This window comes from Salinibaculum sp. SYNS191 (genome assembly GCF_037338445.1).
GTDB lineage: Archaea > Halobacteriota > Halobacteria > Halobacteriales > Haloarculaceae > Salinibaculum > Salinibaculum marinum.
The window spans coordinates 1589522-1601285 of record NZ_CP147838.1 but is presented as its reverse complement, the minus strand read 5'-3'; the positions used below and the strand labels follow the sequence as shown (position 1 = coordinate 1601285).

13 protein-coding genes are annotated in these 11764 nt (G+C 67.1%); 4 read left to right on the top strand and 9 right to left on the bottom strand.

Going from position 1 to position 11764, the window contains the following annotated elements:
• Positions 1–10: 10 nt before the first annotated feature.
• Positions 11–907 (bottom strand): PhzF family phenazine biosynthesis protein, encoded by an 897-nt coding sequence (locus WDJ57_RS08675; protein ID WP_338905600.1) that lies wholly within the window; start codon positions 905–907, stop codon positions 11–13.
• 69 nt (positions 908–976) lie between these two features.
• Between WDJ57_RS08675 and WDJ57_RS08670 the strand changes: the two genes are divergently transcribed.
• Positions 977–1462 carry an acyl-CoA thioesterase gene (locus tag WDJ57_RS08670; protein ID WP_338905599.1) on the top strand — a complete coding sequence of 162 codons (486 nt, stop codon included), beginning with the start codon at positions 977–979 and terminating at the stop codon, positions 1460–1462.
• A gap of 67 nt (positions 1463–1529) precedes the next feature.
• A complete protein-coding gene (locus tag WDJ57_RS08665; RefSeq protein WP_338905597.1) occupies positions 1530–2012 on the top strand; it encodes a pyridoxamine 5'-phosphate oxidase family protein in 483 nt (160 codons plus the stop codon).
• Between the two features lie 2 nt (positions 2013–2014).
• Here WDJ57_RS08665 and WDJ57_RS08660 read toward each other — a convergent pair whose 3' ends face one another.
• The 3 genes from WDJ57_RS08660 to WDJ57_RS08650 all read right to left on the bottom strand — a co-directional run bounded on the left by WDJ57_RS08660 (position 2015) and on the right by WDJ57_RS08650 (position 3669).
• Positions 2015–2602 (bottom strand): GNAT family N-acetyltransferase, encoded by a 588-nt coding sequence (locus WDJ57_RS08660; protein ID WP_338905595.1) that lies wholly within the window; start codon positions 2600–2602, stop codon positions 2015–2017.
• A 308-nt stretch (positions 2603–2910) separates the two neighbouring features.
• A complete protein-coding gene (locus tag WDJ57_RS08655; RefSeq protein WP_338905593.1) occupies positions 2911–3054 on the bottom strand; it encodes a hypothetical protein in 144 nt (47 codons plus the stop codon).
• A 138-nt stretch (positions 3055–3192) separates the two neighbouring features.
• Complete coding sequence (locus WDJ57_RS08650) at positions 3193–3669, bottom strand: cupin domain-containing protein (protein ID WP_338905592.1); 477 nt, start codon at positions 3667–3669, stop codon at positions 3193–3195.
• A 123-nt stretch (positions 3670–3792) separates the two neighbouring features.
• Between WDJ57_RS08650 and WDJ57_RS08645 the strand changes: the two genes are divergently transcribed.
• Complete coding sequence (locus WDJ57_RS08645; RefSeq protein ID WP_338905590.1) at positions 3793–4746, top strand: AEC family transporter; 954 nt, start codon at positions 3793–3795, stop codon at positions 4744–4746.
• On the opposite strand, the gene WDJ57_RS08640 is transcribed toward WDJ57_RS08645, so the two are convergent.
• A complete protein-coding gene (locus WDJ57_RS08640) occupies positions 4723–5106 on the bottom strand; it encodes a winged helix-turn-helix domain-containing protein (RefSeq protein WP_338905589.1) in 384 nt (127 codons plus the stop codon). The genes WDJ57_RS08645 and WDJ57_RS08640 overlap by 24 nt on opposite strands.
• A gap of 108 nt (positions 5107–5214) precedes the next feature.
• On the opposite strand from WDJ57_RS08640, the gene WDJ57_RS08635 reads away from it, so the two are divergent.
• Positions 5215–6465 (top strand): MFS transporter, encoded by a 1251-nt coding sequence (locus tag WDJ57_RS08635; RefSeq protein WP_338905587.1) that lies wholly within the window; start codon positions 5215–5217, stop codon positions 6463–6465.
• Between the two features lie 68 nt (positions 6466–6533).
• Here WDJ57_RS08635 and WDJ57_RS08630 read toward each other — a convergent pair whose 3' ends face one another.
• The 4 genes from WDJ57_RS08630 to WDJ57_RS08615 form a co-directional block, all read right to left on the bottom strand.
• Positions 6534–6656 (bottom strand): hypothetical protein, encoded by a 123-nt coding sequence (locus tag WDJ57_RS08630; protein ID WP_338906329.1) that lies wholly within the window; start codon positions 6654–6656, stop codon positions 6534–6536.
• 67 nt (positions 6657–6723) lie between these two features.
• On the bottom strand, positions 6724–7665 hold the full coding sequence (locus tag WDJ57_RS08625; RefSeq protein ID WP_338905585.1) for a segregation/condensation protein A: 942 nt from the start codon (positions 7663–7665) through the stop codon (positions 6724–6726).
• An 84-nt stretch (positions 7666–7749) separates the two neighbouring features.
• Positions 7750–11334 carry a chromosome segregation protein SMC gene (gene smc, locus WDJ57_RS08620; protein WP_338905584.1) on the bottom strand — a complete coding sequence of 1195 codons (3585 nt, stop codon included), beginning with the start codon at positions 11332–11334 and terminating at the stop codon, positions 7750–7752.
• 27 nt (positions 11335–11361) lie between these two features.
• Complete coding sequence (locus WDJ57_RS08615; protein WP_338905583.1) at positions 11362–11658, bottom strand: DUF7518 family protein; 297 nt, start codon at positions 11656–11658, stop codon at positions 11362–11364.
• Between the last annotated feature and the right edge of the window lie 106 nt (positions 11659–11764).

Genomic DNA, 11764 nt, shown 5'->3' with positions numbered 1-11764 from the left:
TTATACCATCTCAGACCTCGATGATGTCGTCGTCCTCGTCGCCGGGGACGGTGACGGTTCCGTCTAGCGTCGTCACCGCGTGTCCGCCCACCCGGAGGCCCCCGCCCGCCTCCACGTGGACGCGGCCGGGCCGCTCTGCGAAGTGGCCCTGCTCGACGCTCGTCGTCGCGTCCTCGATGACGCCGCGCTCGAACAGGTGCGCGACGAGTCCGCCGGCCAGGCCCGGCAGCGCCGGCGTCTCCAGTCCGACGGTCCGCACGCCCGGGTCGGTCCCCGGGGGGACGAACGTCCGCGCGTGACACGCCGCGTCGGCGGCCAGCGTGTCGAAGGTGAAGGCGCAGACGGCGTCGACGTCGGCGTCTGCGGCCACCTCCGCCAGCACCACCGGGTCGGGGTCGGCACCGCTGACGTGTTCGAGGAAGTTCACCGGCGCGGCCAGTACGTCCCGCCCGACCGAGAGCGAAAGCGGCGGCAGGTCCGCGCCGACGTCCCGCAGCGCCGCGACGTCGATGCCCAGCGCGGCCGCGATGCGCGCCTCGTCGACCGTCGACTCCGTGACCGTCGGCGTCGGCCGCGCGACCCAGACGCCGCCGTCGCTCGTGACCTCCACGTCGACCGTCCCCGTCGCCGTCGAGAGCGTGTCCGTCCCCACCTCGCGGCCGCCGCGCTCGTGCTGGAAGGCGACGGTCGCGACGGTCGCGGCGGGGTGGTCGTCCAGCGGTCCCGTCGGGCCGACGACGCGGAGGCTGTCGCCGTCGGGGACCGCAGTGGCCGCGGCGAGTTCGCCCGCGACGCCCTGCAACTGGTCGTCGGTGAGGTCCGCCCCGTCCGGCAGGAGGCCGACCGGGACGCCGCCGGTCGGCTCGGCGGCGCACGCGTCCACGATGACGGCCTGTCGGGTGTCCATACCCGGTGGGCGTCCGGCGGCCACATGAAAGCGTCGGGAATTTTCCCGCGGGCGTCCGTGAGCGCCCCCATGGGAGAGACCGAGACTGCCCGGCTGTCGCAGTCCCACACCGAGATGACGGAACTGCTGATGCCCGACGACACCAACTACTTCGAGCGCGCGCTCGGGGGCGCGGTGTTGCACTGGATGGACATCTGTGGCGCAATCGCGGCCATGCGCTTCTCGCACAGCCAGTGTGTCACGGCGTCGATGGACCACGTCGACTTCATCACGCCCATCGAACTCGGCGAGGTGGTCGTCGTCCAGGCCTACGCCTTCGAGACCGGCCGGACGAGCATCGACGTGAAGGTGGACGTGAGGGCCGAGGACCCCCACACGGGGGACTCCCGCGACACCACCTCGTCGTTTCTCACCTTCGTGGCCGTCGACGAGGACGGCACGCCGACGCCGGTGCCGGACCTGGTCTGCGAGAGCGACGCCGAGCGCCAGCACCGCCAGGAGGCAATCGAGGAGCGACAGGCGCAACTGGAGGCCATCATCGACCGGATGGAGTAGTCCGACCGCCCCCGGCGCGTTCCCGAGCGGCACCTCCTTTAATTACCGGAAAGACTGATGTTCAACCATGTTAGAGGATATCATCGAGGAGTCGAACACTGCCCGGATGAGCGACGCTCAGATACGGGAGTACCTCCTGGCGCAGGGGGTCGGCGTCCTGGGGCTGCCCGACGCGGAGTTTCCCTACCTCATTCCGATGTCCTTCGGCTACGACGGCGAGTCGACGCTGTACTTTCTGTTCTTGCTCTTCGGCGGCGACACGCAGAAGGAGTCACTGAGCGACAGGTCCGCGCGGGCGACGTTCGTCGTCTACAGCGCCGAGTCCAAGTTCGAGTGGCGCAGCGTGATTCTCAAGGGAACCATCGCGCCGGTGCCCAACGAGGAGTTCGGCGAGCTGCAAGAGGCCATGGAGAATGCCTGGCACCCGGACCTGTTCAGTTCGGCCAGCCCCCAGCGGGGCGTTCAGGGGTACAAACTGGAGATAGAGGAGTCGAACGGCATCTGGAACCGGAGCAGCCCGCGCAGTTCCGACGTGTCCCACACGTTCTAAATCTAGTCTGTCCGCACCGCCGCCGCGACGTCCTCGGTGATCTCCAGGCGCATCTTGAGCGTCTGGTCGTCCATGTCGAGGAGTTCGAAGCCGATGGACTCGTAGACGTGGACCGCGCGCTCGTTTCTGCTGTCGACGTGGAGCAGTATCGCGTCCATCTCGTCCTCGGTCGCGTAGGCGATGGCCTGCCGGATGAGTTCCGTGCCGATGCCGCGGTTGTGGAACTGCTCGTCGACGAAGATGACCAGTTCCGCCTCGTCGGCCTCCCGCGGCGAGTAGGCGACGTGGCCGACCAGCCGGTCGCCGGCGAAGACGGTGAGGTTCCGGCCGCGGTCGACGAGTTTCCCGACCCAGTCTTCGATTTGCGAGCGGGCCAGCGGCGGGAGCGACATCGAGCGGTGCCGTTCCGGGTAGCCCTCGTAGAAGTCGACGAGCGCCTCGAAGTGGTCCTCGTCGTACGGGCGAACGTGCAGCGCGACGCCGGTCTCGTCCTCGAAGCAGGGGCTCCGCGGCGGACTGTCGTCGAATCCGGCGCAGTCTGGCTGCGTCGAGTCGTCGGGGGACACGCCTTGTTGCAGTTCGACACTCATTCGTTCTATCTACTACAACTTATGGGAGCGACACGAATCACCCCTGGGCAGCACATGTGCGGGGTTTATATAGGAAACGGCGGCGAACGCCGGTGCATCGGGCCGGAGTATTTCGATTAGTCGAACGATACGGGACGGAGTGGCTGCTGCGCGACGCTACGGGGTGTGATGCGGTGTCGGAAGAACGGTCGACACGTCAGAACGAGGGTACGGATACCGGACGTACACCCTGCCGGTACGGCCGCACAGCTGGTCGTGGCGCGAGCGGGTCGCGGTGGTCGGTTGGCTGTGTCATGTGTCGTGCGTGCTCACTCTTCGATGCGGTGGCTCAGGACGATTTCTTCGAGGTCTTCTCGGCTCGTGCCGCCGTCCGTGTAGACGTCGGAGTCGTCGTGGATGTCCGGGACCATCGGTGCGCCAGTGTTCTCGGCGTCTGTGAAGTGGGTGTACATGGGTTCTCCGCAACCCTCATGGTCTTCCATGACGGTTGTACTCGATTCGTTGGCTCCGGGCCATATAAATATAATGGTCTATAATTCGGGTTGCCGGAATCCGGGGATGGGTCGGGCCCGGTCGGGGTCGCTGGCAGGTCACTCGTCCCAGTACTCCACGTCCGCGTCGAGCGGGAAGTACCCCTGGAAGGTGCGCTCCTCGCGGCCGCCCGGCGGCGAGCCGACGTAGACGCCGAACTTCTCCATCTCCGGATAGACCGTCACGTCGGGCTCCTCCATCGTCGACACCATCAGGTAGCGCAACACCTCGTCGCCGTCGTTGACGAGTTGGTGACCGCCGCTCTCGTCGGCCGGGAGTGCGACGAAGTCGCCCGCGCCGATGTCCTGTTCGCCGTCGTCGCCCCGGAGCAGTCCCGACCCCGAGAGGACGTAGACGGCCTCCTCGTTGGCGGTGTGGTAGTGGTAGGGCCACGAGCGCTTGCCGGGGTCGAGTTCGTAGAGGCTACAGCCCAGTTGCTCGGCGTCGGTGGCGTTCGCGAGTTCCTTCCGACGGAAGGCGTTCTCGCCGCGGTCGTACTCCTCCCAGTCGAGGTCGTCCTCGTTGACCGTCGTCATGGGCCGACTCACGGCCGGCGAACTGATAAGCGCGGCCCCGGTGCCCCGGTCACCATTTGTCTGTCGCGGGCCTCCAGCCGTGACTTCGAAGGGATTGTGTAGGCCCGGCGTCAGCCACGTACTGTGTCGCTGCTGTCTATCTTCGGGACGGCAATTCTCCCCATCGTCGCCATCGCCGCCGCGGGGTACCTCCTCGGGCGCACGCGCGATATCTCCGCGACGCCGTTGAACACCGTCACCGTCTACGTCCTCGTGCCGGCGCTGGTCTTCCACACGCTGACGACCACGCAACTCGCCGGGGAAACCCTCGCCAGCATCGTCCTCGGCGTCTTCCTGTTCACCGGCGTGATGGCCGTCCTCGCGCAGGGGACGGGGACGGTGCTGGGCAACGCCGAACCCATCCTCGGCACGTTCGTCCTCGTCAGCGTCTTCTCGAACGCCGGCAACTACGGCATCCCCGTCTCCGAGTTCGCCTTCGGCGCGCTCGGGCGCTCGACGGCCGTCGTCTACATCGTCGGCCAGTCCGTCGCCATGTACACGCTCGGTGTCTACCTCGCGGCCCGCGGCGAGGGCAGCGACTGGCGCGAGGGGATGCGGGCCATCTTCTCTATCCCGCTGATCTACACGGTCCTGGCCGCGCTGGCCGCCCGGTACGCCGGTGTCGTCCCGCCCGCCGACACCGCTGCGATGGAGACGCTGCAACTCGTCGGCGACTCCGCCATCCCCGTGATGTTGCTCATCCTCGGCATCGAACTCGCGGAGACGGACTACAGCGCGGCCGCGCTCCAGGTGACGCCGGCCGTCGGGCTGAAACTGCTCGTCGCCCCCGTCGTCGCCGTCGGGGTCGCGCTCCTCGTCGGGTTCCAGAATCCGACGGTCGCGCGGGTGTTCGTCCTGGAGAGCGCGATGCCGGCGGCCGTGACGACGCTCATCCTCACCGGGGAGTTCGCGGGCCCGAACGCGGACGGCATCGCTGCCACCGAGTACGCGAGCACCGCCATCTTCGTCTCTACCGTCATCTCGGTGCCGCTCCTTACGGGGTTGATTGCCCTCCTACAGTCGGGAGTGGTGCTCTGACGGCGAGAGGTGGACGTGGTAGAGCTTCCCGCAGTCGGACTCTCCGCAGACCGGACACTCGTCGGGCGCGGGGTCGACGGCCTCGGACGGTGACCCGTTCAGGTCGACGTCCGCGGCGGTGACCAGTCGCGCGCCCGCGTGGTCGAGTTCGTAGCCGTCCTCAGTCTCGCGGACGAAGTGCTCGCAGACCAGCGAGAGGTGGTAGTTGAACCGGCCGGCGTCGCTCACGCCCACGCGCCGGCGGAGGTCGCTGAAGGGGAGCGGCTCGTCGGCCTCGGCGAGCGTCCGGAGGATGCGCACCCGCGTCTCGTCGCTCAGCACGTCGAGCGCGTCGCCGGGGTCTGCCTTCTGCTCGGACATCACCGGTAGTACGGCGATGGCCGAAAAGACGCTTTCGCGATTCATACGCGAGCTTACTGAAACGCGCTTCTGGGAACGCTGAAGGGGGCCTGCGCCGACGGTGTGCCCATGCTACGGAACCGCCTCGACGAACGCACCGCCGACCTGCTCGGCAACGTCGGCTTCCGGCGGCTGTACGCGGGCCACGCGGTCAGCGAAGTGGGCGACGAACTCTACTTCGTCGCGGCGATGTGGCTCGTCTACTCGCTGTCGGGGTCGACGGCGCTCACGGGCGTCGCCGGCTTCCTCGCCCGCGCGCCGGGTGCCCTCGGTTTCCTCTTCGGTCCCCTCGTCGACCGCGCACCGCTTGGCCGACTGCTCGTCGGCTCCGAACTCCTCCAGGCCGCCGTCGTCCTCGCCGTTCCCGTCGCGGCCGCCCTCGACGCGCTGACCGTCCCGGTCGTCCTCGCCGTCGTCCCGCTGCTCGCGACGCTGAAGCGCATCTCCGACCCCGCGCAGAACGCCGCAGTCCCGCGATTGGTCGCCGACCGGAACCTCGTACGGGCGAACTCGCTGACCGCGACCAGCGACCGGGCCATCGGCGCGCTCGCCCGGGCCGGCGGCGGTGCAATCATCGCTGCCGTCGGTGCCGTGACGCTGTTCGCCGTCAACGCCGTCACCTTCCTCGCGAGCACGCTCGTCTTCGCGGCCATCGCCGTCCCCCGCACGGACAAGGGTGGCTCCCCCTCGGCCCGCGAGTACGTCGACGATATCGCCGAGGGTATCGGTATCGTCCGCCACTCCGCGCTGGCGCACATGGTCGCCGGGGCCGCGCTCGCGACGTTTTTCATGGGACTGACGACGGCCGTCCTCCCCGCCTTCGCCGCCACCTTCGGCGGTGCCGGGACCTACGGGCTCCTGCTGGCGGCGATGACCGCCGGGATGCTCTGTGGCTCCCTGCTCGCGTCGTGGCTGGAGACGGTCCCGCTCGGCCTGGTGACCAGCGCCGGATTCGTCGCCGGCGCGGCCTGCTGGGCCGCGGCCGTCCTCAGCGGGTCGCCGCTGGCCGTCGTCGTCCTGTTCGGCCTCGCCTTCGTTCCCGTCGGGAGCTACAACGTCCTCGTCAGCGCCGCCCTCCAGAGCGGCGTCCCGGAGGAGACGCTGGGTCGCGTGACGGCGACGACCGGCAGCCTCGTCTCGACCGTCGGCCCGCTGGGCATCCTCCTCGGCGGCGTCCTCGGCGACGTCGTCGGCAGCACGCTCGTCATCGGCGGGTCGGCCGTCGGCTTCGCGCTCATCGCCGCCTACTGGTTCCTGGTACCGACGCTCCGGCAGTTCCCCGCTATCGACGCGCTGGAGCGCAACGCGTTCGCGGTCTGACCGCTCCGCGTTCGGTCCCAGAGAGAAAGAGCCGCCGCTCCCCGCGTGGCCGACCGGTCAGCACTCGCTCACTGTCGCCCGTCGTCGCGGACGTAGGTGAGCGCGTCCAGGAACGTCTCGACGTCGACGCTGTCCTCCGACTCTGCGAGGCGCTCCCGGAGCTTGGTCGGTGTCATGTGTACTGGTAACATACAGCACTCCGAGCTATAGTTCTTTCGCTGCCACTAACAGGTCGACCTCCCCGGCGAAACGCAGTACTCAGTCGGCGATGGCTTCCCCGGAACCGGTCGCGGCGCTGGGGTCCTGAATCCAGAGGTCGCCGAAGAGGTCGTCCTGCTGGAGGCGGACCTGTCCGCGGTGGGAGAGAAAGAGCAGGCCGAGGAACGTCTCGACGCGGGAGCCGCCGGCGTGGGCGACCTCCCGGTAGAGCACCTCGTCGCGCCCGGCCTCGTAGTGCTCGCGCACCGCGTCGTGGACGCTCTCGATTATCTCGTCGATGTTCTCGGTGTGAGCCGTGCCGGTGACGTCCTCCGCGGTCGGCTCGTCGTCCATCCGCAGGTCGTCGGCGGTGTGGTAGTCCAGTTGCTGAGTGCCGCGCTGGTAGCCGCTCGGCGACCCGCTGGTGTCGTACTCGCGGGAGTCCTTCCACCAGCTATCCCGCTCGGCCTCCCGCAGGTCCCGCACCAGTTCGTCCAGCGTCTGTGGCATCCCGCGGGCGCGCCTGCGCTCCAGCCGGCGGTCCATCTCCGCCTCCAGCGTCGCGAAGGGGTCGTGGTCCTCGGGCACCTCGCCGTCGTCCATCATCGCCTGCTCCCACGGCTCGGGTTCGGGCTCGTCGTCGTCGTCCGCCTCCAGCATCGCGTCGCCTTTCATCCGCAACAGGACGCTCGCGTAGAACAGCGCCCGCCCGGACGTGCGCAGGTCGGCGTCGTCCAGCCGGTCGAGGAACTTGTCGGTGACCGCCACGATGTCGATGTCCCAGGGGTCTATCTCGCCGTCCTCGGCCAGCGCGACCAGCACCTCGACCGGTTCGACTTCCTCCTCATCGTCGCCTTTCTCTCCGTCGTGGGAATCCCCGTTTTCGAGCAGCGCAGCGGCCTCCTCGTCGGCTGGCTGGTGCCCGTTCTCCGACGCCGACGAACCGGGCTTCTCGCGGTCCTCGTGACCGGTGATGTCCAGCGGAATCTCGGAGTCAGTCACGGTCGACACCTCCGTGCTGGCTGGACGCGAGCGGGTCGCTTCGCTCCCCGTTCGCCGTTCGAGGACTCACTTCGTTCGTCCTCGCTAGTCATCAGCTGGCACCTCCGCTTCCTCGCCGTCACCGCCGGAGAGGTCGATGCCCGTCACGGCGCTGACGTTGTTCTCCTGCATCGTCACCCCGATGGCCCGCTCGGAGCGTTCGAGCATCGCCGAGCGGTGGGAGACGACGACGAACTGCGCGTCGCCGGCGAGTTCGTCGACCAGTTCCCCGACCAGGTCGGCGTTGGCGGCGTCAAGGAAGGCGTCCACCTCGTCCAGGGCGTAGAAGGGCGCGGGGTTGTGCCGCTGGATGGCGAAGATGAAGGCGAGCGCGGTCAGTGACTTCTCGCCGCCGCTCATCGCCTCCAGGCGCTGGATGGGCTTGTCGCCTGGCTGGGCCTTCATCGTCAGGCCGCCGTCGAACGGGTCGTCCTCGTTTTCGAGGTGCAGGCGGCCCGAACCGTTCGAGAGGCGCTCGAAGATGTCCTGGAACTGCTCGTCGATGGCCGTGTAGGCGTCCATGAACGTCTCTTTCTTGCGCGCCTCGTAGGTCTCGATGCGGTCGCGGATGCCCTCTGCCTCCTCGACCATGGTGTCCTTCTTGTCGAGGATGTCCTCCAGGGCGGCCTCGACCTCGTCGTACTCGTCGATGGCGAGCATGTTCACCGGCTCCAGTGCCTCCATCTCGGCTTCGAGCCGGCGAATCTCCGACTCCACCTCGTCGTGGTCGGGTATCTCCTCGGGGTCGAAGTCGCCGACCTCGTTCTCCAGTTCACCGATTTCCCACTCCAGGCGGTCGGCGTCGTCCTGGGCCTCCGTGAGGTCGCCCTGGACGCTCGCGACGGCCTCCTTCTTCGCGTCGCGCTTCTCGCGGGCGTCGGCGAGGTCGGCTTTCAGGTCCTCGCGCTCGTCTTTGAGGTCCGCGAGTTCCTCCTCCAGTTCGGCGACGGCCTCCTCCTTCTCGGCCAGGGTCTCCTCCTTTCCGTCAATCTGGCCTTCCAGGTCCTCGATGCGGGCCTCGGCGTCGGCCTCGCGCTCTTTCGCCTGGTCGATTTTGCCCTCCAGTTCCTCGATTGCGTCCTCGGCGTACTCCTTCTCCAGCGTGAGTTCGCTCAGTTCTGCGTCGAGTTTGTCCTGTTCGCGTTCGAGGTCGTCGATGTCCTCGCGGATCTCCTCGGCCTCGGCGGTCAGTTCCGGCAGGTCGGAGTCCTCGACTTCGGCCTCTAGTTCCGCGATGCGCTCCTCTATCTCGGCGATGGTCTCGTTTTGCGCGGCGATGTCGGCCTCCAGGCCGTCCATCTCCTCGGAGACCGACTCCCGCTCGGCCGCTATCTCTTCGAGTTCCGCCTTCAGTTGCTCGATTTTCGCCTCCGCCTCGCCGATTTCGGTCCGCTTGCGCTCGATTTCGCTCTGTATCTCGCGGACCTGGTCGGCGGCGTCGCTCTGCCGGTCGCGGGCGTCGTCGAGTCGCCCCTCCACGTCGCGGATGTCGTCGCGGATGGACGACCGCTCGTCCTCCAGTTCGTTGATGCGCTGGGCGACCCGCTCCAGTTTGCCCTCACTGCCTTCGAAGGAATAGCGGGACCCCTTCTTCGACCCGCCGGTCATCGCACCCGACTTCTCGACGAGGTCGCCATCGAGCGTCACGAGACGGTAGTCGCCCATCAGGTCCCGCGCCGTCTCCATGTCCTCGACGACGAGCGTGTCGCCGAGCACGTACGAGAAGACGCCGGCGTACTCGCTGTCGAAGTCCACGAGGTTGTACGCGAAGTCGACCACGCCCGCGCGGTTGGGCAGCGACGGGAGCGAGCGGGTGTGCATCTCCGTGATGGGGAGGAAGGTCGCCCGCCCGGCGTTGCGCGATTTCAGGTACTCGATGCAGTGCTGACCGATGCCGTCGTCGTCGACGACGACCTGCGCCATCCGGCCGCCGGCAGCGGTCTCGCAGGCGGTGGCGTACTGGCCGGAGACGCTGCCGAGCTGGGCGACCGTGCCGTGGACGCCGTCGATGTCGCCGTTGAGAATCGTCGTCACTGCCCGGCCGTACGAGGAGTCGCCCGAGTGGTCTGCCTTCGCCTCCAGTTCGGCGTACTCCTGCTGGGCGGCGCTAATCTCGTCCTCGATTTCTTCGAGGTCGTCCTGCAACGCGGCCTTCTCGGCCTTGAGGTCCTCGACGACCTCCGTGATGGTCGCGCGGTTCTTCTCGGCTTTCTCCAGTTCGGTTTCGAGGTCCGCGATGTCGGCCTCAAGTTCGGGGATGCGCTCTTCCGCTTCCTCGATGTCGGCCTCGGTCTCGCGCTGCTCGTTCGAGCGCCGGCGGGCCTCGTCCAGCAGGCGGTCCTGCTCGCGCTGCAGGTCGTTCTTCTCCGACTTTGCTTTCTCCAGGGCCTGCTTCTTCTCGTCGAGTTCCTCCTTGACCTCCTCGAAGTCCTGTCCCACCTCGTCGATGCGGGCCTCGACCTCTTCGAGTGCCGCCTCCTTCTCCTGTATGTCCGCGGCGATAGAGGACTTGGCGACTTTCGTCTCCTGGATGTCGCTCTGGAGGTCCTCGATGGTCTCCTGTTTGTTGTCTATCTTGACGAAGGCCTCCCGCCGTTCGGTCTCGGCGGCCTCGATTTTCTCCTCCTCGTTTTCTATCTTGTCTTCGAGACGGGCGATGTCGCCCTTTATCTCCTCCATCTCGCGCTTGATGGCGAGCTGTTCGTCCTCGCCCTTGCGCTCGATTTCGTGGTTCAGGTTTTCCAGGTCGGACTCCAGGGCCATCACGCGGGCCTGGCGCTCGTCGAGTTCGGCCTCGCGTTCGTCGAGCGTCGCCTGGAGGTCGTCGATTTCCTCGCGGAGGTCGTCGAGTTCGGCCTGTTTGTCGGCGAGTTCGGCGGCCTTCCGGTAGCTCTCGTACTCCTCTTTCTCCTCGCGGAGTTCCTTGTACTCCAGCGCCGTCTCCCGTTCGTCGGCGAGCTGGTCCAGCCGCTGTTCTTTCTCCTCGATGCGGAGTTCGGCCTCGTCGATGCGCTCCTCGACGACTTCCAGTTCCTCGAAGGCGTCCTCCTTCTTGGCGTCGAACTGGGCGACGCCGGCTATCTCGTCGATAATCTCCCGGCGCGCGCCCGGCGTCATGTTGATGATTTCGGTCACGTCGCCCTGCATCACGACGTTGTACCCCTCGGGCGTGATGCCGGCCTGTTCGAGCAGGTCCTGGATGTCGCCGAGGTTGACCGAGCGGCCGTTGATGTAGTAGTAGGAGTAGTAGTTGTCCTCGGTCTCCTTGACGCGGCGCTTGATGTTGATTTCGTCGACGTCGCCCACGGCGTCGGTGCCGGCGGCGTTGACGACCTGCGCGCGGTCGAGGGTGCCGTCGTCGTTGGCGAGGACGACCTCGACGCTCGCCTCGCGTTCGCCCTCGAAGGACTCGCCCTCCTGGTGGCCGGGGTTGTAGATGAGGTCCGTCAGCTTCTCCGCGCGGATGCCCGAGGTACGGGCGAGGCCGAGCGCGAAGAGGACGGAGTCGATGATGTTTGACTTGCCCGAGCCGTTCGGGCCGCTGACGGTGGTGAAGTCTTCGTAGAAGGGGATACGGGTCTTCCGGCCGAAGCTCTTGAAGTTGTCGAGGACGAGCTCTTTGATGTGCATGGGGGTGCTCGTGGGAGAGGTCCGGACCTACGCCACGATGATGTCGGTCTCGGACTCCTCCGCGTTGTCCTCTCCCTCGGAGGCCTCGGTGTTAGATGTGTCGGCCGCGTCCTGCGATTCGCCGGCTTCCGGCACTCTGATGTCGCTCTCCTCGGATTCCTCGCCCTCCTCGGATTCGGGGACGAAGCCCAGGTCGTCGTCGACCGCGTTCTCCAGCTCGCGCAGCCGGACCTTGCACTCGACGAGTTCGTCGGTCAGCCCCTCGACCGACGCTTCCAGTTCCTTGACCCGCGATTCGAGTTCCTCGACACGGTTGCCGCACATAGACACACCGTCTCACTCCGCCTACATAAACGTACGTCAGACAATGGTACGTGAACGGATATGTTCTCGAACGCAGCTTAGAGGGTCTGAAAACGCTGAATACGGC

What these genes read in the sequence shown, in the direction of transcription:
- WDJ57_RS08675 (WP_338905600.1), bottom strand. Translation starts at nt 907, where the DNA reads ATGGACACCCGACAGGCCGTCATCGTGGACGCGTGCGCCGCCGAGCCG.
- WDJ57_RS08670 (WP_338905599.1), top strand. Translation starts at nt 977, where the DNA reads ATGGGAGAGACCGAGACTGCCCGGCTGTCGCAGTCCCACACCGAGATG.
- WDJ57_RS08665 (WP_338905597.1), top strand. Translation starts at nt 1,530, where the DNA reads ATGTTAGAGGATATCATCGAGGAGTCGAACACTGCCCGGATGAGCGAC.
- WDJ57_RS08660 (WP_338905595.1), bottom strand. Translation starts at nt 2,602, where the DNA reads ATGAGTGTCGAACTGCAACAAGGCGTGTCCCCCGACGACTCGACGCAG.
- WDJ57_RS08655 (WP_338905593.1), bottom strand. Translation starts at nt 3,054, where the DNA reads ATGTACACCCACTTCACAGACGCCGAGAACACTGGCGCACCGATGGTC.
- WDJ57_RS08650 (WP_338905592.1), bottom strand. Translation starts at nt 3,669, where the DNA reads ATGACGACGGTCAACGAGGACGACCTCGACTGGGAGGAGTACGACCGC.
- WDJ57_RS08640 (WP_338905589.1), bottom strand. Translation starts at nt 5,106, where the DNA reads ATGTCCGAGCAGAAGGCAGACCCCGGCGACGCGCTCGACGTGCTGAGC.
- WDJ57_RS08635 (WP_338905587.1), top strand. Translation starts at nt 5,215, where the DNA reads ATGCTACGGAACCGCCTCGACGAACGCACCGCCGACCTGCTCGGCAAC.
- WDJ57_RS08630 (WP_338906329.1), bottom strand. Translation starts at nt 6,656, where the DNA reads ATGTTACCAGTACACATGACACCGACCAAGCTCCGGGAGCGCCTCGCA.
- smc (WP_338905584.1), bottom strand. Translation starts at nt 11,334, where the DNA reads ATGCACATCAAAGAGCTCGTCCTCGACAACTTCAAGAGCTTCGGCCGG.
- WDJ57_RS08615 (WP_338905583.1), bottom strand. Translation starts at nt 11,658, where the DNA reads ATGTGCGGCAACCGTGTCGAGGAACTCGAATCGCGGGTCAAGGAACTG.